Source organism: Acinetobacter sp. (genome assembly GCF_039596015.1).
In the GTDB taxonomy this organism is placed as follows: Bacteria; Pseudomonadota; Gammaproteobacteria; order Pseudomonadales; family Moraxellaceae; genus Acinetobacter.
The window spans coordinates 34,964-61,952 of the sequence record NZ_JBCNKN010000007.1; the positions used below are offsets into that span (position 1 = coordinate 34,964).

Annotated in this window: 22 protein-coding genes and 1 riboswitch; of the genes, 4 read left to right on the forward strand and 18 right to left on the reverse strand. The window is 42.4% G+C overall.

Going from position 1 to position 26,989, the window contains the following annotated elements:
* Nucleotides 1-13: 13 nt before the first annotated feature.
* The 4 genes from ABDV70_RS08820 to ABDV70_RS08835 all read right to left on the reverse strand — a co-directional run bounded on the left by ABDV70_RS08820 (nt 14) and on the right by ABDV70_RS08835 (nt 6,488).
* Nucleotides 14-586: a TMEM165/GDT1 family protein gene (locus ABDV70_RS08820; RefSeq protein WP_343597115.1), complete on the reverse strand. Its 573-nt coding sequence runs from the start codon at nt 584-586 to the stop codon at nt 14-16.
* Nucleotides 587-658: 72 nt separating this feature from the next.
* Nucleotides 659-800: riboswitch (yybP-ykoY riboswitch) on the reverse strand.
* A gap of 95 nt (nt 801-895) precedes the next feature.
* Nucleotides 896-2,860 (reverse strand): 2-oxo acid dehydrogenase subunit E2, encoded by a 1,965-nt coding sequence (locus ABDV70_RS08825; protein ID WP_343597117.1) that lies wholly within the window; start codon nt 2,858-2,860, stop codon nt 896-898.
* Between the two features lie 2 nt (nt 2,861-2,862).
* Nucleotides 2,863-5,580 carry a pyruvate dehydrogenase (acetyl-transferring), homodimeric type gene (gene aceE, locus ABDV70_RS08830; protein WP_343597118.1) on the reverse strand — a complete coding sequence of 906 codons (2,718 nt, stop codon included), beginning with the start codon at nt 5,578-5,580 and terminating at the stop codon, nt 2,863-2,865.
* 224 nt (nt 5,581-5,804) lie between these two features.
* Nucleotides 5,805-6,488 (reverse strand): M23 family metallopeptidase, encoded by a 684-nt coding sequence (locus tag ABDV70_RS08835; RefSeq protein ID WP_343597121.1) that lies wholly within the window; start codon nt 6,486-6,488, stop codon nt 5,805-5,807.
* 101 nt (nt 6,489-6,589) lie between these two features.
* On the opposite strand from ABDV70_RS08835, the gene ABDV70_RS08840 reads away from it, so the two are divergent.
* The gene (locus ABDV70_RS08840) at nt 6,590-7,027 is read left to right on the forward strand and encodes a DUF721 domain-containing protein (RefSeq protein ID WP_343597123.1); all 438 of its coding nucleotides are present in this window, start codon (nt 6,590-6,592) and stop codon (nt 7,025-7,027) included.
* A gap of 98 nt (nt 7,028-7,125) precedes the next feature.
* Here the strand turns inward: ABDV70_RS08840 and lpxC are convergent, their stop codons facing one another.
* The 9 genes from lpxC to gshB form a co-directional block, all read right to left on the reverse strand.
* Entirely contained in the window at nt 7,126-8,028 is a 903-nt protein-coding gene (gene lpxC / locus ABDV70_RS08845) for a UDP-3-O-acyl-N-acetylglucosamine deacetylase (protein ID WP_343597125.1), read from the reverse strand.
* Between the two features lie 123 nt (nt 8,029-8,151).
* On the reverse strand, nt 8,152-9,348 hold the full coding sequence (gene ftsZ / locus ABDV70_RS08850; protein ID WP_343597126.1) for a cell division protein FtsZ: 1,197 nt from the start codon (nt 9,346-9,348) through the stop codon (nt 8,152-8,154).
* A 168-nt stretch (nt 9,349-9,516) separates the two neighbouring features.
* Nucleotides 9,517-10,779 (reverse strand): cell division protein FtsA, encoded by a 1,263-nt coding sequence (ftsA, locus tag ABDV70_RS08855; protein WP_343597128.1) that lies wholly within the window; start codon nt 10,777-10,779, stop codon nt 9,517-9,519.
* A gap of 64 nt (nt 10,780-10,843) precedes the next feature.
* Nucleotides 10,844-11,692, reverse strand: a complete 849-nt coding sequence (locus ABDV70_RS08860; protein WP_343597130.1) for a cell division protein FtsQ/DivIB — start codon at nt 11,690-11,692, stop codon at nt 10,844-10,846.
* Nucleotides 11,693-11,695: 3 nt separating this feature from the next.
* The gene (locus tag ABDV70_RS08865) at nt 11,696-12,625 is read right to left on the reverse strand and encodes a D-alanine--D-alanine ligase (protein WP_343597132.1); all 930 of its coding nucleotides are present in this window, start codon (nt 12,623-12,625) and stop codon (nt 11,696-11,698) included.
* Between the two features lie 54 nt (nt 12,626-12,679).
* Nucleotides 12,680-14,128: a UDP-N-acetylmuramate--L-alanine ligase gene (murC, locus tag ABDV70_RS08870; RefSeq protein WP_343597134.1), complete on the reverse strand. Its 1,449-nt coding sequence runs from the start codon at nt 14,126-14,128 to the stop codon at nt 12,680-12,682.
* A gap of 13 nt (nt 14,129-14,141) precedes the next feature.
* Entirely contained in the window at nt 14,142-15,239 is a 1,098-nt protein-coding gene (murG, locus tag ABDV70_RS08875) for an undecaprenyldiphospho-muramoylpentapeptide beta-N-acetylglucosaminyltransferase (protein WP_343597136.1), read from the reverse strand.
* 167 nt (nt 15,240-15,406) lie between these two features.
* Nucleotides 15,407-16,528, reverse strand: coding sequence for a phytanoyl-CoA dioxygenase family protein (locus ABDV70_RS08880; RefSeq protein ID WP_343597138.1), 1,122 nt, complete (start codon nt 16,526-16,528; stop codon nt 15,407-15,409).
* Between the two features lie 13 nt (nt 16,529-16,541).
* Nucleotides 16,542-17,486 carry a glutathione synthase gene (gene gshB, locus ABDV70_RS08885; protein WP_343597139.1) on the reverse strand — a complete coding sequence of 315 codons (945 nt, stop codon included), beginning with the start codon at nt 17,484-17,486 and terminating at the stop codon, nt 16,542-16,544.
* Nucleotides 17,487-17,603: 117 nt separating this feature from the next.
* On the opposite strand from gshB, the gene ABDV70_RS08890 reads away from it, so the two are divergent.
* Nucleotides 17,604-17,822: a DUF3565 domain-containing protein gene (locus tag ABDV70_RS08890; protein WP_343597140.1), complete on the forward strand. Its 219-nt coding sequence runs from the start codon at nt 17,604-17,606 to the stop codon at nt 17,820-17,822.
* Here the strand turns inward: ABDV70_RS08890 and ABDV70_RS08895 are convergent, their stop codons facing one another.
* The gene (locus ABDV70_RS08895; protein WP_343597142.1) at nt 17,823-18,638 is read right to left on the reverse strand and encodes a shikimate 5-dehydrogenase; all 816 of its coding nucleotides are present in this window, start codon (nt 18,636-18,638) and stop codon (nt 17,823-17,825) included.
* 171 nt (nt 18,639-18,809) lie between these two features.
* Here ABDV70_RS08895 and ABDV70_RS08900 point away from each other — a divergent pair, with 171 nt between their 5' ends.
* Nucleotides 18,810-19,028, forward strand: coding sequence for a DUF1737 domain-containing protein (locus tag ABDV70_RS08900; RefSeq protein WP_343597144.1), 219 nt, complete (start codon nt 18,810-18,812; stop codon nt 19,026-19,028).
* A 234-nt stretch (nt 19,029-19,262) separates the two neighbouring features.
* Here ABDV70_RS08900 and ABDV70_RS08905 read toward each other — a convergent pair whose 3' ends face one another.
* The 4 genes from ABDV70_RS08905 to pyrE form a co-directional block, all read right to left on the reverse strand.
* Entirely contained in the window at nt 19,263-22,415 is a 3,153-nt protein-coding gene (locus ABDV70_RS08905; RefSeq protein WP_343597146.1) for an efflux RND transporter permease subunit, read from the reverse strand.
* Nucleotides 22,412-23,497, reverse strand: a complete 1,086-nt coding sequence (locus ABDV70_RS08910) for an efflux RND transporter periplasmic adaptor subunit (RefSeq protein ID WP_343597148.1) — start codon at nt 23,495-23,497, stop codon at nt 22,412-22,414. Before ABDV70_RS08910 ends, ABDV70_RS08905 begins: the two co-directional genes overlap by 4 nt.
* On the reverse strand, nt 23,494-24,867 hold the full coding sequence (locus ABDV70_RS08915; protein ID WP_343597150.1) for a TolC family protein: 1,374 nt from the start codon (nt 24,865-24,867) through the stop codon (nt 23,494-23,496). The genes ABDV70_RS08910 and ABDV70_RS08915 overlap by 4 nt, the downstream gene beginning before the upstream one ends.
* A 592-nt stretch (nt 24,868-25,459) precedes the next feature.
* Complete coding sequence (pyrE, locus tag ABDV70_RS08920; protein WP_343597152.1) at nt 25,460-26,110, reverse strand: orotate phosphoribosyltransferase; 651 nt, start codon at nt 26,108-26,110, stop codon at nt 25,460-25,462.
* A 41-nt stretch (nt 26,111-26,151) separates the two neighbouring features.
* Between pyrE and ABDV70_RS08925 the strand changes: the two genes are divergently transcribed.
* Entirely contained in the window at nt 26,152-26,979 is an 828-nt protein-coding gene (locus tag ABDV70_RS08925; RefSeq protein ID WP_343597154.1) for an exodeoxyribonuclease III, read from the forward strand.
* The last annotated feature ends 10 nt before the right edge of the window (nt 26,980-26,989 follow it).

Below are 26,989 nucleotides of genomic sequence, written 5' to 3' on the forward strand. Positions count from 1 at the left end.
ACCCAAGGAAACCTTACCAATAATGCTGCGCCAATGTTGCAACACCAACAGCAAGGAAGATAAAGGCACCAATTTTATGAATGAGGGAAATCGGAAGTTTATCCGCCAATTTATTACCAATAAACACGGCAGGTCCATCTGCCAGCATCATTCCCACTGTTGTACCCAACATCACCAACAAAACATTATCAAAACGTGCGGCAAGTGCTACTGTCGCAATTTGAGTTTTGTCGCCAATTTCCGCCAAGAAGAATAGGATAAACGTTGCACCAAATACGCCAAAACGCTGCCATTTTGCAATACTGTCTTCTTCTTCATCAATCGAATCTGGAATAAGCATCCAAATTGCCATGCCAATAAAGCCAATTGCTAAAATCCAGATCATGACATCAGGGTTTAAAACTGTTGTAAGCCATTGTCCAAGCACAGCCGATAAACCGTGGTTGAGTGTTGTTGCAGCCAAAATTGCAATTAAAATTGGAATTGGTTTACGAAATCGTGCAGCAAGAAGGAGTGCGAGTAACTGTGTTTTGTCGCCAATTTCTGAGACGAAAACAGCAGCGAGGGAGAAAAAGAAGGCGATCATGTGGGTTTTCTCTGGCTAGCATATTTACCAATGACTCATCTCTCCTGCTAGCCAAAATCTACGGAGTGATAAATCAAAGGTCTTGCCAACAAAAGAAAGCTTTTTGAAAAGCTCATTTAGTTCTTTGCTATGAAGGCCATGTTCGGGTGAACAAGTATGTTGACCATCATCTATTTACTTGCGTAAATAGCGGCTACTCCCCAATGAAGTGTTCAACAATTATACAAATCTATTTTGATTTTTCAAATTTATTTTTTGCATTAAAAAACCCCGCCGTAGCGAGGTTTTCAAGCGTTTGAAATGTAAAAATTACAATAACAAGCTACGAATATCTTTTAACAGTTTAGTCAACTTATTGGTAAAGCGCGCTGCATCTGCACCATTAATCACACGATGATCATAAGATAAAGACAATGGCAACATTAAGCGTGGATCGAAGTCTTTACCGTTCCATACAGGTTGCATTGTTGCAGGTGAAATACCCAAAATCGCAACTTGTGGCCAATTCACCAATGGCGTGAATGCTGTACCACCGATTGCACCAAGACTTGAAATGGTGAAGTTTGCACCTTGCAAGTCTTTTGGAGAAAGTTTCTTGTCACGTGCTTTTTGACCCAAGACACCCAACTCAACCGCAATTTGCTTAATGGTTTTTTGATCTGGGTTACGTAGTACTGGAACAGTTAAACCATCTGGTGTTGCAACTGCAATCCCCATATGGATTTCGTTACGCAACAAGACTGTTTTACCATCATCAGACAAATGTCCTGCAAATTCGCGCTCTTCTTTTAGTAAGTGCGCAACTGCTTTAATGATGAATGCCATAATGGTCAAGCTCACGCCTTCTTTCTTAAAGTTGCCTTTAAGATCATTACGCCATGCTTCAAGTTCAGTAATATCTGCAAGGTCAAACTGGGTCACTTGTGGAATAAAATTATTCAATGACAACTGTGGAATAGACACTTGCTGCAAGCGAGTCAATGTCTTGGTTTCCACACCACCAAATGCACTAAAATCAGGCAATGGCGGTAAGCCCGATGCAACTGGTGCAGCAACAGCTTTTGGTGCTTCTACAGGTGTTGTGAGACGTTGTTTCACATAAGCGTAGACGTCTTCTTTCATCACACGTCCATGCTCACCAGAGGTATTCACTTGTGCCAACATCACACCAAGCTCACGTGCCAATTTACGCACGGCTGGGCCTGCATAAACTTTGGCATTTGCTGCTTGCTGTTCTTTGGTGAGTTTATCTGCACCTTGAACATCTGCAACAGGTGCTGGTGCTGCCTCAACAGACGCAACAGCTTTTGCAGGTTCTGCTTTTGCTGCTGGTGCAGTTGTTGCAACTTGTGCGACAGCAGGAGCAGCTTGCCCTTCCGCAGCAATAGTTGCCAATGCAACGCCTTGTGAAACTTGCTGACCTGCTTGTAAATGAATGGCTTTAACCACACCTGTAACTGTACTTGGGACTTCTACAGTGGCTTTGTCTGATTCAACAACAACGAGGCTTTGATCAACATCAACCTTGTCACCAACTTTCACCAAAATTTCTGAAACAAGGGCTTTATCTACCCCCAAATCAGGAATTGTGATTTCAACATCACCCGCAGGCTGTACCGCTGGCGCTGCAACTGGTGCTGGGCTTTGAGGTTGAGCAGTTGTAGCGACTGTTTGCGCTGCCGCTACAGGTGCAGAAGAGCCTGCTGTTTTCACAGTAATTAAAACAACGCCTTCTTTGACACTATCGCCTTCTTTTACTGCAAGGCTTTCAACGGTTCCCGTCACTGTGCTTGGCACTTCTACAGAAGCTTTGTCAGACTCAAGTAACACAAGACTGTCATTTTCAGCAATCCTATCGCCTACTTTTACCAAAATTTCAGCCACGAGTGCTTTTTCTACGCCAATGTCTGGTACTTTTACTTCAACTACTTGAACCGTTGCAGGTGCAGCAGCTTGAGCAACAGGTGCAGCCACTTCTGCTTTTTCAGCAGGAGCTTCTTGAGCAGCAACAGGAGCTTGTGCAACCGTTTCTACTGGTGCTACAGCGCCTTGAGCTTCAAGTTCAATCAATACTGTACCTTCAGCAACGCTATCGCCTTCTTTTACCAAAATACTTTTAACCACACCTGCTGAAGTGCTTGGCACTTCTACAGAGGCTTTGTCTGACTCAAGTAAAACAAGACTGTCGTTCTCAGCAATGCTATCGCCAACTTTCACCAAAATTTCGGCTACAGTTGCTTTATCAACGCCAATATCAGGTGTTTTGATTTGCATGATTACTTCTCCTCACCTGAGTCAGTTTCTTGGTAGGCTGCAACAGCATGAACTTCAGAATGCGCTTGTGGTGCCCATGCAACAGGGCGGTCAGTATCAATTTCAAATGTTGAAATTGCATCTTTCACCAAACGTGCATCCACTTCGCCTTCATCAGCAAGCTTTTTAAGCGTTGCCACAACAATATGCGCTGCGTCTACACCGAAGTAGCTACGTAAGTTTGCACGTGTATCTGAACGACCAAAACCATCTGTACCTAATGCAACAAACGGACGGTTGTCAGGTAAGTAACCACGAATCTGTTCGCTATACGCACGCATATGATCTGTTGCAGAAACCACGATACCGTCTGTACCGCGAAGCTGTTGAGATACCCACGCTTCTTTGGTTTGTTCAGCCAATGGATGTAAGCGGTTATATTCTTCACATGCCATACCATCACGAGCAAGCTCGTTGAAGCTGGTGACAGACCAAACATTTGAATGAATTTGGTATTCATCACGCAAGATTTTTGCCGCTTTGATCACTTCACGCAGAATCACACCTGAACCCAACAACTGAACAGTAGCTTTTTCATCTTCATCTAGAAGATACATACCGCGTTTAATGCCTTCTTCAACACCTTGTGGCATTGCAGGTTGTTCATAGTTTTCATTCATTACGGTTAAGTAATAGAACACACGCTCTTGGTTAACATACATACGTTGTAAACCGTCATGCATGATCACAGCCAATTCATAGCCGAAACATGGGTCATACGACACACAGTTCGGAATTGTGCCTGCCAAGATATGTGAGTGACCATCCTGATGCTGCAGACCTTCACCATTTAAGGTTGTACGACCTGCTGTTGCACCGAACAAGAAACCTTGTGCTTGTGAGTCACCTGCTGCCCAAGCAATATCACCAATACGTTGGAAACCAAACATTGAGTAGTACATGTACATTGGAATCATTGGCAAGTTATTGGTTGAATAACTGGTTGCCAACGCAGCCCATGCACTCATCGCACCTGCTTCGTTGATCCCTTCTTGTAACATGTGACCATCTTTAGCTTCACGATAGTTCATCAGCTGTTCTTGGTCTTCTGGGGTATATTTTTGACCATGCGCAGCATAGATCCCCAACTGACGGAACATCCCTTCTAAACCAAATGTACGTGCTTCATCTGGCACGATTGGTACAACACGGTCTTTGATTGCTTTTTCTTTTAAAAGTGCAGAGATCAAGCGTACAGACACCATTGTGGTTGACTGTTCTTTACCGCCACTGCCTTTTAATACGCCATCAAATACCGAAAGGTCTGGAATTTCCAATGCCACACTGTCTTTACGACGTGCAGGTAAATAACCACCTAAAGACTCACGACGACCCTTCAAGTATTTCATTTCTGGAGAGTTTTCGCTTGGACGATAGAGTGGTAATTCTTCAAGCTGCTCATCAGTAAATGGCAAGTTGAAACGGTTACGGAAATATTTTAACGATTCAACGTGCATCTTTTTGATTTGATGCGTTTTGTTGACCGCTTCAATTTCATCAGATAAGCCATAACCTTTAACTGTTTTCGCCAAGATTACGGTTGGTTGACCATTGCTTTGTGTTGCGGCTGCATACGCTGCATAAACTTTGTACGGGTCATGACCACCACGGTTCAGCGCTTCAATATCTTCATCGCTCAAACCTTTAACCAATTCTTCAGATTCAGGATATTGACCAAAGAAATGCTCACGGGTATAACCACCACCTTTTACTTGATAGCGTTGGTAATCACCATCAACCGCTTCTTCCATACGTGCTTTTAATGCGCCTGATGTGTCTTTTGCAAGTAGTGGATCCCAATGACGACCCCATACCACTTTAATAACACGCCAGCCTGCACCACGGAAAATTGATTCTAATTCTTGAATAATTTTACCGTTACCACGTACAGGACCATCTAGACGTTGTAAGTTACAGTTCACCACCCAAACAAGGTTGTCGAGTTTTTCACGACCCGCAAGTGAAATTGCCCCTAAGCTTTCTGGCTCATCCATCTCACCATCGCCAAGGAATGCCCAGACTTTACGGTCTTCTTCTTTAATCAAACCACGATTCATTAAATATTTTTGAATGTGCGCTTGATAAATCGACATGATTGGCCCAAGTCCCATTGAAACTGTTGGGAACTGCCAATAATCAGGCATCAAATATGGATGCGGATAACTTGGTAAACCATTTCCGCCCACTTCTCTACGGAAATTACTTAACTGATCTTCAGTTAAACGGCCTTCTAAAAATGAACGTGCATAAATACCCGGTGCACAATGCCCTTGGATATACAGCATATCACCACCGAAGTGATCATTTGCGCCACGGAAGAAATGGTTAAAGCCGACATCATACAATGTTGCACTTGATGCAAAACTTGCCAAGTGACCACCTAAGTCATCACCTGTTTTATTCGCACGTAATACCATCGCCAAAGCATTCCAGCGAATGAGCGCACGAATACGTCGTTCCATATCTTGATCACCAGGCATCGCTGGCTCTTCTTGTACAGAGATGGTGTTGAGATATGGCGTATTTAGACGCTGAATAGGCACATGTTTTGCAATGGCGCGTTGATAAAGTTTTTCTAATAAAAATGCCGCACGTTCTGTTCCCATATGTTGTAGAACTGAATCAAAAGCATCTTCCCATTCTAGGGTTTCTTGTGCGTCAGAATCACCATAATACGCCATGTTCCACCTTTCCTTAATCTTTATAAACAACCTGCTATTTTTACCATGTTTTAGGGGTAAGAAGTTATGGCTACTTTTAAATATAACTACATATCTACATTTCCACAGGAAATAATGCTTACTTTTTATACGCATAAAATAAAAAAATCGCCATATAAGGCGATTTTTATAAAGATATTTAATTTGAAGAGGTTTTTTAACTAAATATCTGTTTCACTTTTAGATTATGGCAACATTGCAAGATATGTGCTTGGATTCTTACGCTGACCATCTTGCACAACTTCAAAATGCAAATGTGCACCAGTACAACGACCTGTACATCCCACTTTTGCAATTTCTTCACCCGGCGTTACACGATCCCCTACATTTACCAACAGACGAGAGGCATGTGCATAGCGCGTGATATAACCATTACCGTGGTTAACTTCGATCATTTGTCCATAGCCATTCACCCAGCCTGAACGTGTCACCACACCTGATCCTGCTGCATAAATTGGCGTACCATTTGGCGCTGCCAGATCTACACCAGGATGATATTCTGATTTTCCGCCAAATACACGAGTTCCATATTGAGAGCTCACACGAACCACATCTGGCAATGGATTAGCTTTCATCCATGACATAACGCCACCGCCAACAGATGAAGAAAAGTTTGAGGCGGCATACTTTCTAATGGAGGAATTATTAAATTCAGCTGATTTAGATGTTTTTTGACGTAATTTAACGCTCATTTGAGTGGTAGGAACATCGTTTTCTTCTACTGTTTCATTATTATACGACCCTTGAGAAATTGTACGGGTCAACTTTTCAAGTTGGTCTGTAGAACTAGAAGGTGTTGTATCAATTAAATCCGCAAAAACCACGGGCGTGGCAACCAACATCGATAACGCCAATAAAATACGTCGCATGAAAAACCTCTAAAAATGCATCTAAAAATTTAAACCGATCTTTACTCTTGTATCAATGAAATTTCATCCCTAAGATAAAATAAGCAAGATAGGAATAAGTTATGTTTCAGCCAACCAACATTTTTCAATCTAAACAAAAGCACGTTAAAACAGGGCATTTAAATCAGCTTGTGCAACAAGTTGCCTATTGGCAAAAATTAACCCAAAGAGTACAGCCTGTTTTACCGCAACCAGAAAACTGGCAGGTGGCTTGTTATCAACATGGTGTTCTTATTGTAACGGGCGAAAATCAGGCCATGATTAGTCAGCTCGGTTATTTACAACAACACTATGTTGCTCAGCTCATGTTACTTCCAGAGTTTAAGGATCTACAAAAGATTCAGGTACGTCTTCGTGTCGAAAAACGTCCCGTTGCAATTGTTCAAGAATCCCCAACATTACCTGTTGAAACGCAACAAATGTTACAAAATGCAGCTGAGTTTATAAACGACCCTAAGCTTAGCCAAGCTATGCTCCGTTTGGCAAGCGTTATAAAGTAACAGTACTATTTTTAATCTCATATGTTATAGCATAACAACGTGATATCAGTCACATATTACCTAGAGCAATTTTAAAAGTTATCTTAAATTTAAAGGCATTAGCGAACACTAACGTACGGAATTGGACATTGAGTGATGTCATCAAATGTTACAATTTCATAACTACTTGGGTCATCCTTAACTTGATGAAGCAATTGATTATTTAGCGCATGTCCAGATTTATATGCATCAAACTTGGCAATCACCTGATGCCCCAATAAATACAAATCCCCAACTGCATCTAAAATTTTATGACGTACAAATTCATCGTCATAGCGCAGCCCTTCTTCATTGACCACACCCGTGTCATCCACACCGATGGCATTTTCAAGACTCGCACCCAAAGCCAGATTATTAGCCTTTAAATAATCGAGGTCTTTCATAAAACCAAAAGTACGCGCGTCACTGACTTCATATACAAAAATTTCTGTAGAAAAATCGATGGTTGCTGACTGATATTCTTTGGCAAAAGCAGGATGATCAAAGTCGATAGTAAAGTTTAACTGGAAACCATTATGTGGTGAAAAAGCCGCGCGTTTATCGGCAATTTGAGCTTCTACTGGTTTTAGAATTTTAATAAATTTTTTAGGTGCGTCTTGTTCAACCAAACCGCCCTGCATCAATAAATAAATAAATGGCCCCGCACTACCGTCCATAATCGGGACTTCCGATGCCGATACTTCAACAATCAGGTTATCAATTCCCAATGCCGCAATTGCACTCATCACGTGTTCAATTGTACCGACTTTTACATCTTTTTGTACTAAATTTGAACACATGAATGCTTCTTGAATCAACATTGCATCCGCTGGCAAATCTACAGGCGGATTTAAATCAATACGACGGAAAACAATCCCTGAATCAACCGTATGGGGCACAAAGTTAATCATGACTTTTTGCCCGCTGTGCAAGCCAATACCGCTGGCTTTAACAACACGCTTTAGAGTACGTTGCTTCAACATCTGGACTGTCTTCTACCTTTTCAAACCGCTAAAGATTAGCACATTTAATCATTGATAAAAAACAAAAAAGGCAGGTTAATTCCCCCTGCCTTTTCCAATAATGCCCATTGGTTTTTTCAATATTTACTTACTTTGTTGTTTTTTCAGATAATCTTGAATACTCATTGGACTTGGACGACCTGAACTTGTGGTCGTTGAAGCATTCGGCACAGCCATCGCTTCTGGTTGATTTTGACGCTGAATCGCAGGAACATCATCATCCTCGGCACTGACCTGAGCGCCTTGAGAGGCAGCGATTGTCGCTTGTACCGCAGCAGCTTTTCGACGCGCATCATGATTATTTGAGTTACGTGTTAGACCAGTCGCTATTACAGTGACTCGAATTTCATCACGTGCGTCTGGGTCAAATACCGTACCAAAGAAGACTTCACCTTCATCCAGATCGACAATCTGATTAACAACATCAGTAATAATTTGTGTTTCACGTAATGTCACATCATTACCACCAGTGATATTAATCAATACCCCTTTGGCATTCATGATATTTACATTATCAAGCAATGGACTACGAATCGCTAAACGTGCTGCTTCTTCTGCACGTTCTGGGCCAGAGCTTTTACCCTCACCCATCATGGCATAGCCACGTGTACTCATTGCAGTTTTCAAATCGGCAAAGTCAAGGTTAATGTGCCCTGGACGTACAACCAAATCAAAAATACTACGTACCGCATTTAATAGAACATCATCTGCTTTACGGTAAGCATCTTGCATAGAGATATCACCATACACATTGAGCAAGCGCTCATTTGGAATGATGATCAATGAATCAACAAATTGTTCTAATGCTTCAATGCCTTTTTCAGCAGATTTTTGACGGCGACGGCCTTCAAAGTTAAATGGTGTCGTTACAACCCCAACGGTTAATAACCCCATTTCTTTGGCAACTTCTGCAACAACTGGTGCTGCACCAGTTCCTGTACCACCGCCCATACCAGCTGTTACAAACACCATATCTGCACCTTCTAGGTGCTGACGGATTTGCTCACGGCTTTCTTCTGCCGCAATTTGTCCCACTTCAGGATTCGCACCAGCACCCAAACCACGTGTGCTTTGTTCGCCAAGCTGAATTTTAAAAGGCGCATTCATGCGATCAAGTGCTTGTTTGTCTGTGTTTGCACAAACAAATTTTACACCTTTAATGTCTGATTGAACCATGTGCTGTACGGCATTACCGCCACCACCACCCACACCAAATACAGTGAAACGGGCTTGGCCGTTACCATCGGTTTGTTCTTCGTCTAAAAATTCAAATGAGGCCATGACCTTTAGTGTTCCTAATGCTTATTGGCAGTCACTTGAGCCCGTATACTGCCTACAACGCCAATATAAAAAAAGTACAATTTTTAGGATGCTGTGCATCAGCTATCTTTGTCAAGTATAGAGCTTTCTGCTTACAACATCCCAACAATATTCATAACTTAAACAAACCTAGAAAATTGATTTCAGTTTATTGTTCAAGGAATTCCAACCGTTTTTCAATCGTGACATTACATTTCTGTCTCGATGCACCTCTGCAACTTCAATTGCATCTGGTGTCTCTCCCTGACTATACATCAACAAACCTGCTGCTGTTGCATATTGTGAACGTCTTAATGCTGCTAAATGTGCATCATCTGCTGTCACTTGTAAAGGAGGATTTCCAAGATGTGCCGAAACGCCCAGTATACGACGGACGAAACTGACCATTCCTTCAATTTGACAAACATCACCCGTTAAAACCACACCGTGATATAAGCCATGAATTGCGCCTGTTTGCTCTAAATCATGCAGAATCGTTCTGAAAATTTCTTCATAACGCGCAATAATAATTTCACTGAGTTCAATTCGACTAATGGTTTGTGGGCCTTCAATACCTTGTACATTAATCATGTGATCTGGTTTAACCACATGTAAGTCGACACAACCATGTAAAATTTTAATACGTTCCGCTTCATCGGTTGTGGTTTGCAAGACTGCCGCAATATCTCGCGTTACATGCTCACCACCAACCGTATAGGTTTTAGACAGTGCCAGACGACCATCTAAATAGACCGCAACATTGGTTGTTCCCGCACCGATATCAACCAAGCACACACCATAATCTTTTTCGTCCTGCAACAGGCTTGCTTCTGCGGTTGCCAGACATGAAACCACCATCCGTTCAACGCCAATATTGGCGCCTTTCATGGCACGATCCAGATTTTGCATGGTGCTGATCGGTAACATCATCAATTGATAATGCCCTGTCATGCTATGTGCAGCCATATTGATCGGATTTGTTACCCATTGCTGAGTATTGTCCAGTTCAAATCCGAGTGGGACAGCACTAATCAGATAATGATCTGGCGTGATATGACTCGCTTTTGCAAGTTCTAATGCGCGCACAACCTCATTGGTCGTAATCATCTGCTCAGTATTTGCAATCGGTGTTCTTCCGGCAGCATAGAAACTTTTTAAATCTGTACTTGGAATAGACACCCATGCCGAATGAACACGACATTCCGCCATATTTTCTGCTTCTGAAACGGCATTTTTAATGGCTGAAATGACTTTATCCAGATTAACAATTTTTCCTTTGTTCATCCCCCGATTTCGGGCGGTCGCCATACCAACAACCTGAATATTATCAGGAGCATGCACTTTACCAATCAAGACTGAAACTTTATGTGTCCCGATGTCTATTGCTACAACTGAGGGAACAGCTTCACTCATTATCAATTACCATTCATCATCTAATTTAATTATGGCTTAACGCCTGTTTTCATAAAGCCATATATTATGGCGTTTTCGGGGCTTTCCCTGCAATGCTTGGCTCATTATTAGTTACAACAAATTGACCATGTGATACAGGCGCAGCACCTTTCCACTGAATTGCCAACCCATTACGGTAACGTAGATCAATGGTCACGATTTGTGACCAAACAGGTTGTAAATCACGAGCAGCCAAGCTACTTAAGTGCTGAAGCTTACTCATGGTTTGATCCTGATCAACAATCACACGCAACCCTGCGTCGAACTGCATAAACCATGTCATGCGTTCTGTCAGATACAATTCTTTTAAATGCAGATTAAATGGCTGAAATAACTGATTAATTTCGTTATATCGGCGCATCATCAGTTGTGCCTGACTAATCGGTCCGTGCAATAGTGGCAAATCAGTATGTGATTGCATAACTGCTTCACTAAATACTTCACCATTATCACTCAGTAAACGCCCTGTTCCCCAACGTGCAATGGCATGACGAGGAATAACACGTACCCGTATTGCATTTGGCCATGCCCGTGAAACAACCACACGCTCTACCCATGAAACCTTCAAAGCCTGATCTCGGATTTGCTCTAAATCAGAAGTAAAATAATTACTTTGAATAACAGGTTTCACCTCAGCCATAACTTGCTGTGTTTCAACAGGTGTATCTGTTCCAACCACCTCAAGGTCTGCTACACGTGCATCCGTGATGACTTTATATAACCCATAAATACCGGCAATGAATACAATTGTTGCAATTATTAACAATAACCAGCCTCCCACATTCAGCACTTTTTCTGAACGTGTAGGAGGTTTTTCATGAATCGAAGTGACAGCCGCACGTTTGCGACGCATTGAAGCAGGTAGTTGCGCCATAAATTAGCGAGCCGTTTCCGTTAATGTTTGTTCAAGAATAGCGACACAGAGCGCGTCAAAATCATAACCTATTGCTTGGGCTGCTTTCGGTACCAGAGAATGACTCGTCATACCTGGTACAGTATTGACTTCAAGTAACCAGAAGTTGCCTTGTTCATCCTGCATGGCATCAATACGTCCCCAGCCTTTTGCACCAACAGCCTGAAATGCACGTAGCGTCAGTTGTTGTAACTGTTTCTCTTCTTCTTCAGTTAAACCACAAGGAATACCGTATTCGACATCATTACGTTGATATTTTGCTTCATAGTCATAAAACGCAACGTCTTTAGGAGGCGCAAGACGAATCACTGGAAGTGCCTGACCATTTAAGACCACAATGGTAAATTCACGACCTGTAATCCATTTTTCTGCCATCACCACAGCATCATGCTGCGTTGCTTTGGCAATCGCTGCGGCAAAGTCTTCTTTATGCTCAACTTTGCTCATGCCAATACTTGAGCCTTCGTGGACTGGCTTGATAATCACAGGTAATCCAAGCTGATCAATTACTTCATCCAGATTGGTGTCTTTGTTCAAAATTCGATATGGCGCTGTTGGTAAGTCACTGCCTTGCCAAATTTGCTTGGTTTTGACTTTATCCATACCAATCGCAGAGCCTTGAACACCCGTACCTGTATAGGGGATATTCAACCACTCTAGCACACCCTGAATTTGCCCATCTTCACCACCACGTCCATGAAGCACAATAAAGGCGCGATCAAAGCCTACTAACTCTGTCACGCTACGCGTTTGTGGATCAAAGCCTTCAGCATTTACCCCTGAACGCAATAATGCGTCAAGGACTGCATGACCACTATCTAGAGAAACTTCACGCTCTGCTGAACGGCCACCGAACAACACTGCTACCTTGCCGAATTTTGACGCTTCTGACACGTTTTTTATCCTTGAATTGATCTAATTACTTTTGAACCATGACATTTTAAACAATTATTTTAAAAATAATTGTTTTTGAGCCAATTCGACTGAAATTGCACCAACGTTACCTGCACCTTGTGTTAATAACAAGTCATTCGGTTGTAATACTTGTCGAATCACGTTTTCCAAATTCCCTTCTACAGGGTCAATTAGAATAGGATCAACAGCGCCACGCAAACGAATACTACGTGCCAGTGAACGACTATCAGCCCCTACAATTGGTTTTTCGCCTGCTGGATAAACTTCGAGTAACAGAAGTTGATCGACTTGAGAAAGTACTTCAATGAAGTCATCGAAACAGTCACGGGTTCGTGTAAAACGGTGTGGCTGGAACATCATGACCAAACGGCGGTCTGGATGGCTTTGACGTGCGGCTTTAATCGTTGCTTCGACTTCTTTTGGATGATGCCCGTAGTCATCGACCAGTTTGACATTGCCATCTTCAAGTGGAAATTCACCTTGCACTTGGAAACGACGACCTACACCGCTAAAGCCTTCTAGTGCTCGGCTAATTGCATCATCCGATACACCTTCATCAGTTGCAATACCGATGGCTGCCAACGCGTTAAGCACATTGTGTAACCCTGGTTGGTTGATGGTTAAGCGTAATGGTTCACGTCCTTTACGAAGCACAGTGAAATGTGAACGCATACCATCTTGTTCTACATCTACCGCACGAATGTCGTTATCTTCCTGAAAACCATACGTCAAAGTTGGACGACCAAAACGTGGCATGATTTCACGAATATTGGCATCGTCACCACACACAACCGCTAAACCATAGAAAGGCAAATTATGAATAAACTCAATAAAGGTGTCTTTTAATTTATCAAAACTACCTTCATAGGTGTCCATATGGTCAGCATCGACATTGGTAATAATCGCTGCCATCGGTTGTAAAAATAAGAATGACGCATCTGATTCATCGGCTTCAGCAATGATATAACGACTCGCACCTAATGCCGCATTTACCCCTGTACGGTTCAGTAACCCACCAATCACATAAGTTGGATCAAGGTTTTCCTCTGCCAACATAGTGGTCAGTAAGCTTGTCGTCGTCGTTTTACCATGTGTGCCTGCAACCGCAATCCCGTGGCGGTAACGCATTAATTCACCTAACATTTCTGCACGACGAACAACAGGAATACGTTTTTCCAAAGCCGCTTTTACTTCGGGGTTTGCATGGTCAATTGCAGTCGAAACCACAATAACATTTGCCCCTTCAATATTGGCTTCGCTATGCCCGATATAGACTTTAATGCCTTTTTCTTCTAAATGTACTGTGGTTTTAGAGGCTTTAATATCTGAACCAGAAACTTTATAACCCTGATTCTTTAACACTTCTGCAATGCCACACATCCCTGCGCCACCAATTCCCACAAAGTGAATATGTTTAATACGGCGCATTTCAGGGATTTTAATCAGTTTTTTGGCTTGGTCGGCAGGGGTTGTCGGTGACATACAATACTCTAACTTATAATGCTTGAATTAAATTAACCACATGTTGAGTGGCTTCTGTTTGGGCATGCTGACGTGCTTTAACGGCCATTTCTGAAAGCAATTGACGATTCATGAGTGGCGTTAATAACGTATGCAAAGACTCTGGGGTAATCGTTGACTGCTGGCAAATTTTGGCAGCGCCCACATTTTCTAAAAAACGTGCATTTGCTGTTTGATGATCATCCACTGCCGAAGGAAGCGGAATAAAAACAGCAGCGACGCCTGCGGTTGCGACTTCTGTAACCGTCAGTGCACCCGCACGGCAAATAATTAAATCAGCATTACTATAGGCCTGTGCCATATCTTCAATAAAAGGCACAACCTGCGCCTGTAATGTTTCTGGTGCACCAACATAACGTGCCTGTGTTTCAGCCAGTTGTTGCTGACCGCATTGATGCACAATATTCAGTGGCGTATTGAGCGCTTTTAATGCCGCAGGTAAATGTTCATTGAGTGCTTTCGCCCCCAAAGAACCACCAACAATCAGGACTTGCAAGGGTGCATTGGCTTGTTGGCGTTGTTGATAACGCCATGCAGGGCTTAGAATTTCGCTAATTTCCCTGCGTACAGGGTTACCTGTTGTGACGACTTTATCGCTTGCAGGAAACGTATTGGGAAATGCCTGACAAATTTTTTGGGCAATTCGAGCCAATTGTAAATTGGTAAATCCTGCTACTGCATTTTGTTCATGAATAAGAATCGGAATACCCAGCGCGCGTGCAGCCAAACCACCTGGGCCTGCAACATAGCCACCAAAGCCAGCAACAACATCAACCTGTTGTTGTTTCATATACTGAATCGCACTTAAAGTGGCTTTTAAAATTTTGAATGGTGCGACAAGTTTACGAACAACTCCATTGCCTCGCACACCCTGAATGTCAATTTGATAAATTGGAATATTTTGGTTTTGTAATAAACGGTTTTCCATGCCATTTGGCGTTGCGAGCCAAGACACACGATGCCCTTGTTGCTGCAATAGTTTCGCAACAGCCAATGCAGGAAAAACATGCCCGCCTGTACCTGCTGCCATCAATAAAATATGTTTAGTTTTCTGAGATTGAGAATGAGTCACTGTCTATACTTCAATGCGCTACGCTATTTTCATTTCAAGGGTTATTTTAATCATAAAGTCACATTCACGTGAATGGTTTTCACGTCATTTAAACAAATATTGATTCAAGAAAATGATTTCGAGCACAATTCCTTGAAAAATCTACCTGTTCAATGCTTTTTACACCATTATTTTGTCTGAATTACCGCAGGATCTGTCGCGTATTTTTTACCAACTGATCTCCAAGGGTTCGAACGCTGATACTTTTGTTCTAAAAAATCGAGCCCTTTCCAATACAACGGAACCAGACGATACTTCACCCACGGCAGACTCAAGGCGTCTAATCCTGTCCACGGAAAAAATGGATTACGACGTGCGTATGCCCAAAGTTCGATACGTGTTGAAGGGTGTGAACTTTGCCCCCGCGCATGAAACCCATAAGTATCGGCAACCACCAACGTATTTGCTTTAACCGCAAACGCCTTGGGCTTTTCATATCCTAAAGCATCAAATTCATTTTCCTGAATCCGAAAAGATCCCCGACGGGTAAGTACATCGCTCTCATTCTTCATTGACAATGCTTTTTCATGTTCCCATGCAAGGCGTTTTTCATTGACCACATGTGACCCGGGCGCATAAACAAATGGCCCATCCTCTTCGGCTACATCAGTTAAAAACAACCATGCTTTGGCACTAGGGTGAAAAGTATCGCTATGCAAATTGGTCTGCGGATCGGGGTTTGCCTTGCACACATGTGAAAAAATAACCTGAACATAGTACATGGGCTGCGCTTTATAACTTCCCACATAATTCAACAAGGATTGCCATGCTGCACCATGCAATAGTTTGCGTGTAACAGGCAGCTGAGCAAGCACCTGTTCATCAAGTGCCATACGACGTGTCACGGTATCGCCCTGCAAGGTTTCCCGAGTTTCCAGTGCGGTAGTCAGTAACTCTTGTTTGAGTTGTTCAAATTCATCTGTCGGTAAATAATTTTCTTTTAAAATGAATCCATTTTTTTGAAATTGTGCGACATCTTCAGCAGTTAAACATGATGCTAATTTTGCACGGCGTTTTTGTGCCAGTTCTGCCGCTTTTCTAACACGAAACTGATGCAATCCCAATGTGTTTAATACAGGGTTGCCAATTAAACTATGACGATCAAAACACTTGGCTTCACTAAACAGCGTCAGGCTATCACGCAACAACTGTTTGGGTTGCTGTTGAGCCATTCGTTTTAATTCAGCGAGCGCTTGTTGTGTGCGCTCGTCCTGAATTACTTTTTTAATTTTAGCAATATTCCACTGCATGAGAGTCATCTGCTCAGTTCGCTTTACCCTGTTCTAGCACATCGAATAAGGTATCGGCAATAGATGTGCCATATTGTGTATCAATTTCACGAATACAAGTCGGGCTCGTGACATTGATTTCAGTCACATAATGACCAATCACATCTAAGCCAACAAACACCAGACCTTTTTCACGTAAAAATGGCCCAATTTCTTTGGCAATGCGTAAATCATTTTCAGTCAGTGGACGTGCCTCGCCTAAACCACCCGCAGCCAAGTTACCACGTACTTCGCCATTTTGTGGAATACGTGCCAAACAGTACGGTACAGGCTCACCATTAATCATCAAAATCCGTTTATCGCCGTCGACAATTTCTGGAATATAACGCTGTGCCATGATTGGACGCGTGCCTAACTCGGTCAGCATTTCCAAGGTTGAACCAATATTCACACCATCTTGATATAAACGGAAAATGCCCATGCCGCCCATACCATCTAGCGGTTTGACAATCACATCGCCATATTCTTTGATAAATTCACGAATCAGACTTTGCTGTGATGTCACCAATGTTGGAACCTGAAGCTGTGGGAACTGTGTCGCAAATAGCTTTTCATTACAGTCACGTAAGGATTGCGGCTTGTTAATAATCCATGCACCTTCTTTTTCTGCTTGTTCTAGCACATAAGTGGTGTAGACAAAGTTCATGTCAAATGGCGGATCTTTACGCATTAAAACAACGTCATAAGCCGCAAGAGATTCTTTTTTCTTTTCGCCTAACTCGTAATAATGGTTGTAATCTTCAAAGACGTTTAAAGGAGAAATCAGACCGTAAGCTTTGCCTTGATCAATATATAAATCTTGCTGTAATGCATAGCCTAATTCATGTCCACGGCGACTTGCTGCCCACAACATTGCCATGGTCGAGTCTTTTTTCAAATTGACCTTTTCAATTGGATCCATCACCACAAGTACGCGCATAATATTTTGCTCTAGCTTTTTTCTGATGTTCAAAAGTATAACGAAGATTACATTTGTCTTCTTCGGAATTTCAGTAAAGACGATTGGATTATTTTCAATAGAATAAAAGAGAACACTATGCAGCAAGCCATCATTGGGTTTCATCAAGATGAAGAACAACATTGGGTCGCAGAATTGGCCTGTGGACACACGCAGCATGTCCGTCACACGCCCCCTTGGCAAAATCGCCCTTGGGTGACAACCATGCAAGGGCGAAATGAAAAGTTAGGGATGTTGCTAGAGTGCCGAGAATGTGATCAGCTCATTCAAACTCAAAAGGTCGATGAAACGGAATAATTATCCTGCTCTAGAGAATGTTGCAGCAGCCTGAAATACCTCTTGCGATGGATACACACCCGTATATAGATAAAATTGTTCCAAGGCTTGCAATGCAAATACTTCCGAGCCTTGAATGACCTGCTTTTGTAAAGATTTTGCTTTGAGAATCATTGGGGTATCGGCAGGTAAGGCCACCACATCAAAAATGATGCTTGCCGATTGAATCATCTGTTCTGAAAAGGCTAAATCATTGGAAAATGCTGTGCCTTGCATACCAACAGGTGTGGCATTAATCAACAATTCAGCATCACTATGAGGTGCATCGGCTGTCCATGCAAAACAACAAGACTGAGCCAATGCCTGCCCTGCGGTCTGGTTTTTTGCCCAGACTGTTCCATTTTTAAAGCCTGCATTTTTCAGTGCAAAAGCCACTGCTTTTGCCATCCCGCCACTGCCTTTTAAAATAAATTTTGTATTTGAAGAAATTTTATATTTTTCAATAAGTTTAGCGATTGCAATATAATCCGTATTATAAGCTTTTAATACACCGTCGCTATTTACAATAGTATTCACCGACTGAATCGCCTGTGCAGATGCATCTAGCTCATCGACCAATGCAATCACTTGTTCTTTGTACGGCATCGAAATCGCACAGCCGCGCACAGGTAAACCTCGAACTCCCGCAATCGCTTGGGTCAAATCTGTGGGTGCAAACGCTTTATAAAGATAATTTAAACCCAATGCTTCATAAAGATAGTTATGAAATCGTGTGCCAAAGTTGCTGGGTTTGGCTGCAAGTGACATACACAATACCGTATCTTTATTTAGGCGCATTTCCTTTCCTCATTTGGACGTTTGTTCCGTCCATTTTATGTTTTCGTTAATGTCAAAATTATACGAGTATTTATTGAGGTGGTGGCCTAAAAATGTCGCAATCTTGTGATGAGGTTTAAAAATCAAAAGAAATTTGTGTTTATACTTAAATTATTTATTGCGAAATATACCATGAAACTTTATCGCTATCTCACTGGACCTGATGATTCGGAATTTTGCGCTAGAGTCACTAAAGCCCTAAACTTAGGATGGGAACTTTATGGTTCTCCGACCATGACTTTTAACGGTGAGCGTGTGATTGTCGGGCAGGTGATTTGTAAAGAGGTCGATGAAGATTATCAGGAAGATACTGATATTTCGGCTGTACTTAAAAAAGCTGCCAATACTTAAAAGCGGCTTGAACGCTAAAAAGCGATCTAAAAAATGGGAGCAGATCAACCACTCCCATTTCACTTAAATTCGTATTTTTCACGATACGCTTGCATGTTCGCCAAAGCTTCTTTTGTAAGTTACCCATGGGGTTTTACCAAAATACGTGGATTTACAAACAGTTTAATGAAGCTAACTTAGCTGAGGTATAAGCACATATTCTTATCAACAGAATATGTGCTTTTTCTTTTGACCTTATTTCTGATGCTTAGATAACACACTAAAAATCACAGGCATCACAATCAATACCAGTGGGAACTGCACGATCAGTCCAGAAATAATAGCAATTGCTAAAGGTTGTTGCATGGCAGAGCCTTCCCCCAAAGCAAATGCTAAGGGAAGCAAAGTTAAAATAGCTGCCAATGTCGTCATTGCGATAGGACGCATTCGATTTTTCCCAGCTTCAATCAGGGTAAACATTTGCGCTGAATGAGTTTGTGGTTGTTCATCTTCACTACGTTCAGACCGAGAACGTAAATGTTGATATTCTGAAAAGAAGAAAATAGCCACTTCTGTCACAATTCCTAGAATCATGGTCATACCCATCATGGCTGAAATATTCAGCTCAATGCCAGTTAGCCATAAACCGATAAACACACTCGATACAGCGCACAGTGGAATAAGTAATATCGAGAAAGCGACACGAAAGCTTTCATATAAAAATAGCAACAGTAAGAAAACTAAAGAAACAGCGGCAGCAAATACCACCATTAACCCTTTAAATGCCTTTTGCTGTTCAGCATATAGCCCCCCCATTTCAACTCGAACATGAGTAGGTAAAAAACCTTTCGCATTAACAACTTTTTCAACATCTGCAACAACCGACCCTAAATCTCGCCCACTGATACGCGCTGTTACCGCAACCATACGTTGCATTTGCTCACGCGTAACTTCGGACTGTCCTGTAACATGCTCAAGCGTTGCGACATCCTGTAATCGGACTGTTGGACCATTCGGTGAATGTAACGTAAGATTTTGTAGATCTAACAAAGTCTGTCTTTGTTCTTCGGGGATCCAGACACGGACCGGGGTTTCACCAACACTGTTGGTAGATTGTGCAATTTGTGTAGCGATCCGACCTGACATTGCATCTTGCACGGCTTGATTAATCATATCTGCAGTCAACCCAGCCAACGCAGCAGCCGGTGCATTGACATGAATCTCAATAGCATCACCCGCTGGAACAATGCCGGGATTGATATCTACTACACCATTTACTTTAGAAATCGCTGTAGCTGTTTTAGTCGCAACCTTTTGAAGTAGCTCAGCATCATCTGAAAATAGCTTAACTTCAATCGGTTGTGGTACGGCTGTTAAATCGCCAATTACATCTTCCATCAATTGAGCCAATTCAACATCAACACCTGGTACTTGTTGTTCAATCTCACTACGGACATTTTCCATCACCGTATCAATCGGCTCGCGCGGTTGCGGTTTCAAACGAACAAAAAAGTCTCCTTTATTTGGCTCACCCAGACCACCACCCAAGCCACTGCCAGTTCGGCGTGAATAGGTCAACACATTGGGGTTCTTCTGAATAATTTGTTCAACCTGATGCAATAAGCGATCTGTTTCTGTAAGCGATGTTCCCGCAGGTGTGCGGTAATCTAAAATAAAACCACCCTCGTCCATGGCAGGCATAAAGCCCGAACCAACTTTGGTAAACGCAAAACCACCTAGTGCCAATAAAGGTAAAACCAGCAATAGTACTAACAGTGGCCGACGAATCAATGCCTGTAGTAATCGCTGGTAACGGCTTATGATTTTCTCGGCAAAACGACTTGGTTGATGTGGACGAATATCTTTCTCTTTAAGAAAAATATCTGCCAACATCGGCACAACAAACCAAGTCAGCAAAAAGGAAATCACCAAGCCTGAAGCCATAGTCAAAGATAAAGCTTTAAAAAATGCCCCAGTAATTCCTGTCAAAAAAGCCAATGGAATAAAAATAACAATGGTAGAGGCTGATGAACCAGCCAATGGATGTAAGAACTCCTGTGCTGAAGACATGATGCCCTGACGAACCTGTGCTCGATCCGGTTGCTGATCATCTCCCAACACTATGGCGCGCTCATGTAGGCGACGTACTAAATGTTCTACCATCACAATAGCATCATCGATAATCAACCCGACCGCAGCAGCCATCCCCCCCAAGGTCATGATATTAAAACTCATGTTTAGACACATGAGCAAAATAGTCGTCAACGCCAATGTTAATGGCACCATCACGACAGCAATCAAAGTAATTTTGAAGTTACGTAAAAAAATCAGCAGTACAATACCCGCCAATGCCATACCAATCAAAATAGCATCTAATACACTACGTGCAGAGGCTGATACTAACTGGCTTTGATCATACCAACTGGTTAAATGTACCCCAGCAGGTAATTGTGCTGATGCCAATTTCGCTGCCACATCTTTGACAATTTGAATGCTATTACCTGTAGGTTGCTGATAGATATTCAATAAAACAGCATCATGACCATCGGCATTCACTCGTGTGACTTGTTGTGCGGGATGCTTCGCAATCGTGGCAATATCTTTGAGTAATACCACACCATCAGGGCCAGATTTCACCACGACATTGCCAATATCATCTTCATTTTTAAGCGGTGTATTCGTAATCACCAAAAAGAGTTTGTACTGATCCTCTAATCGCCCATCAGCCGTCACGACATTAGCAGCAGCCAAGGCATTAGATACATCAGCAATGCTCAAATTCATCGTTTGCAGAATAGCTGGATCAACCATCACCTGATATTCGTCTTGTGTACCGCCCTCAACTTCAACATGCGATACCCCAGAAACTGTCGTTAGTATTGGACGCAATTGTTTATAGGCAAGCACCCGCAACTGAGATTGCGACATAGTATCGGAACGCAGGCTATAAGCTAGAATCGGGAAAACGGTTGGATCCATACGACGTACATTGACTTGTACGCCTGCTGGTAAATTAGGCAGCAGTTGACCAATCGCCTGATTGACTTGTGAAGTTGCCATCAACATATCAACATTCCAGTCAAAATTGACAGAAATTTCAGCCGAACCACGAGTGGTCACCGAGCGAATATTACTGATATTGGGTACTTGTCGAATGGCATTTTCAGCAGGAATGGTAATATTTTGCGTCATCGTTTCAACAGGACGATCACCTGCATCAAGAGACACCACAACCCGAGGAAAGTCTACATGTGGAAATAACGCAACAGGTAACTTAATTGCGGCCACAATCCCCGATAGCCCAAGGATGATGACTAAAAACAATAACGAACGGTAATGCCGTTGCATCCACTGCATGAGGCCACGACCTTTCTTATCCTGATCATTTGGTGTTTGCAGTTCAGTCATCGGGTTTGCTCCCGTACACGCATGCCATTCTGTAAGGTATAGTTACCTAGAGTCACAATTTTAATGTTCGGGTCCACTCGCCCATAGATCATGCTTTCTTTGTTGGTTTGTACGCCTAATTGCACAGGTACACGCACCGCACGATTGTTTTTAACTTGATAAATATAATGTCCATGTTGATCCTGCAATACTGTATTGCGAGGTACAACCCAACCATTCTGATTCTTTTGTTGCAAGCTGTTTAATTGCAATATGGCTTTAACTGGAACACCAATATGCCAGCGCCCCGATAAACTATGTTTGAGTTGGACAGGAATATCAACTCGGCCCGTCTGCGCGTTGATTGCACCATCAATCCGTAGGATTTTCCCTTGCAAAGATTCTGTCTGCCCTGTAGCAAGTGCCGGGCTGATACTCACTGGCATACCTACCCGTAAACGGTTCAGCATATCTGGAGCAACGCCAATCACGGCTTGTGGCATTGCAGTTTTACCCAACTGCATAATGGTAGTTGCCGCAGCCACATGATCTCCAACCTGATTACTCATGCTGTTGACCTGCGCATCAGCGGTCGCATAAATAGTTTGTGTTTTGCGTGCTCCACCCTGTTGTTGTAACGCATGTAGTGCTGCCTTAGCATCAGTTAAAGCTTTCTCAGCAGCAGCAAGTTGCGACTGGGTCGCTAGACGTGCATTAACCAAACTGGCAACCCGTTGTCGTTCGCCTTGGGCAAATACTACGGCAGATCGTGCCTGCGTTGTGTTCATAATGAGTTGTGGATCAGTTTTAATGGTCAATAAGGCTTGTCCTTTACGAACATATTGCCCGGGACTCACATAAATCGCTGTAATCTGACCTGCCTGCGGCAAGTTGACGTTATAAATAGCCTGTACAGGATTTTGAATACTGCCATATGCAGTCAGTGTATCCATTAATGATTTTTTAACAGGAAACTGAGTTTGTACCAAAGCAATAGGTTCCACAGCCTTTTTAGGCTGATCGTCACTATCAGCAAATACCAATCCACTACTCGAGGCACTCGTTACCAAGATGGCAAAAATAAAAATATTCTGTTTAATCATGGTGCAACTCCAGAAGATTGCTGTACGGGTAGTCCTAATAAAGTATTTAAACCAACGGCTTGCTCACGAATTGTTTGCTCTAGATTAAGCAAGTCCAGCTTTTGGTTGAGCATATTGTTCTGCAAGGTCATCCAAATTTGATCGTCAATTAAATGTTGTTTATGTGCTGGAGTAGCTTTCTCTACATCGTGCTGCAACTGCTTTAAGCGAAGGTAACGCGCTTGCCAAATTGCCACATTCTGCTGCTGTTCTGCTTGCAAACGCTGTACTTCAAATACCGTCTGATTTAAACGTGACTGATATTCTTCATACATACGTTCTCGGGTGGCTTTTTCCACAGCAATATTGCCTCGGTTACCGTTAAACACTGGCAAATTGAGTGAAATGCCCAGACTTTGGCTAGAAATTCCCGATGAGTCTTTTGCTTGCGTTAAACCAATATTCAGTGAAGGAAATTGAGACCAGATGGCCTGACGTAGCTTGGCATCCTCACTGGCATAACCTGCACGTAAAGCCAATAAGTCAGGTCGATGCGTATTGATACGATCCAGTGCGATATGAATCAGTTGAGGATCCACAACCTTCGGCTCTTGAGTCATATCCTGATCATTAAATTTTAAATTGAGTTGTGTGTCTGCGGCTAAACCTAGTAATGCGTTTAAATCATGACGAGCTACTTGCTGTGCTGTTTTTAAGTCATCAATACGACTACTTATCGCTTGTAAAGCGACTACATCAGCATTTACCTGATCACGCGTTACACCAGCCGTTTGCATCGCTTTCATCATACGATTCACTCGATCTTTTGCGATTGCTTGATTTTGCAACTGCACTGAGAGTGTTTTTTGCTGCATTTGTAATCGGGTCATTAATAGCTGTGCTTGACCTACCACCTGCCACTCTTGCCATAGCAGCTTCAACTCAGACTGATGCAAGCTTTCCTTGGCCTGTTTTTTGGCTAAAGAATGCGTCAATAAACCAATAAAATCATAACTCAGACCGACACTAGATGCTGCTTGAGACCCAGCCGCCACATGGATATCGTGGGCTAAACTCAATTGTGGATCTGGCAGTAATCCTGCGGAATATACTTGAGCTTCAGCAACGCCTGTATCTTTTCGGGCAAGCTGAAGTTCAGGATTATTGCTCACTGCCAACATTGCAACGTCCAATACATCCAGACCTTGGGCTGGATTAAATCGATGTGCCGCTAGAACTGGAAAAGGATTAAGCAAAGCACGATCAACCGTCAGATCACGATATTGCGTAGTATTTGGTAGTGGCGAAGCTTGATAACTCACACACCCAGATAGGCAAAGTGTAAAAAGCAGCCAGATATTCAAGCTGACAGATGAGTTTTTCTTATACATAAAAGTAACCCGAATCGCGGATAAGAATTTGGCTTGAAAAACATAAGGACTAGAGCCATCAGTTGAGTTACCACACCAAACTCACAGCCCTAGTCATTATGCTCAATAGTACCGAATTATTCTGTGCCATTGATGATCTCTTTCTTAAATTTGAAGCGACTTATTAGAAATTTCTTAAGAAATACAAGATCAGTTCGCCAAGATTCTTGGCGTATCAAGACGCCCTCTGGAATCATGGGAACTGCTCACTAAATCTAACCTTTAGACAATAAAAAAAACCCCACATAATGAACTGCCTCAATAATTTGGACAGTCATTACGACAAATCTGTTTAATGAATGGCTTGAGCAACAAGACGAATCAACATTGAGACCACTTAATTGGTGAATTAAAACTTAATTTTTCTATTTTATATCAAAATCTTATATAATAAATTCCAGTATTCAGCGTACTGGAACAGTTTTTCCGTGATCCTCACACCCCACGACTATCATTCGACCCACACGTTACCAGTGCTGCCATTAGATCAATCCAATCATTTGATTAAATTATAAAAAAGGAAGCTTTCCGCTTCCTTTTCTACATCTAACGCTTAGATACCGTATTTTTCACGATACGCCTGCATATTGGCTAAAGCTTCTTTTTCGCCTTTAGCATCCAAATAATCCATCAAGTCTTTCATGGTAATGAGTGCATGGACTGGAATTTCCAGTTCTTTTTGCACTTCCTGAATCGCAGACAATTCACCTTGACCACGTTCCTGACGGTCTAGTGCCACCAAAACACCTGCGATACTTGCGCCTGCATTTTTCAAAATGGTAACCACTTCACGAATGGCAGTACCTGCGGTAATCACATCATCAATGATCCAAACTTTTTTGCCTTGAACCGATGCACCCACCAATACACCGCCTTCGCCATGATCTTTGGCTTCTTTACGGTTAAATCCCCAAGGTACACTTTGCTTGTGAAGTTGAGAAAGTGCCACAGCCGTTGCAGCAACAAAAGGAATCCCTTTATAGGCAGGTCCAAAGATCACTTCCACATTGTTACATTTTGTAAGTTGATCAGCATACCCCTGAGCCAGTAAAGATAAGGCTTCGCCATCGTTTAACAAGCCTGCATTAAAAAAATAAGGACTCACGCGCCCCGATTTTAAAGTAAACTCACCAAATTTAAGTACACCACGTGATAAGGCAAGTTCAATAAAAGCCTGCGGGTTAAATTGAGAAGGCGTTGTCATCAGGTGCTCCAGATTTTTGATATTAAGGTAAAGACTTGAGCATGATACCAAAGGATCACTATCCAAGTGATGTAAAAATTCTACGTGTCGTTTCGATTAACGTAAATGGCTTACGTTCATCTGTGACCAAAGGGCTACTTGAATGGCTAGAACAGTCCGATGCGGATGTAGTTTGTATGCAGGAAAGTAGAATTACCCATAGTCAGTGGACAGAAAAATTTAAACCTGAAGGCTGGTACACCCATTTATTCCCGGCAGAACGTGCAGGTTATGCAGGCACTGCAATCTATAGCCGTTTACCCTTCATCAGCGTTAAAGAAGGTTTAGGGTTTGAACTTGCCGATGTACAAGGACGTTTTATTTGTGCCGAATTTGACTTAGGGCTGTCACACCCTGTTCATATTGCCTCTTTATACTTGCCATCAGGTTCTTCGGGCGAAGAAGCACAGACACGTAAAGATTTATTTTTAGCTGAATATGCCAAGATTTTGCAGAAATGGCGTGAAGAAAATAAATCCATCATTGTCTGTGGCGACTACAACATCGTACATAAACGTATCGATATTAAAAACTGGTCGGGTAATCAAAAATCGTCAGGTTGTCTGCCTCATGAACGGGCATGGCTTGACCATATTTACAACGACTTAGGTTATGTCGACACGTTCCGAGAAGTACGTCCAGAAGCAGAATTGTACTCTTGGTGGTCAAACCGAGGACAAGCCCGAGCAAAAAATGTCGGTTGGCGGATTGATTATCAAGCCTGTTCACCAGACTGGAAACAGCGTACACGCAATGCTTGGGTCTACAAAGATCAATGGTTTAGCGACCATGCACCTGTCATTATCGATTATCAAATCAACGAAAATTAGAGAACACTTG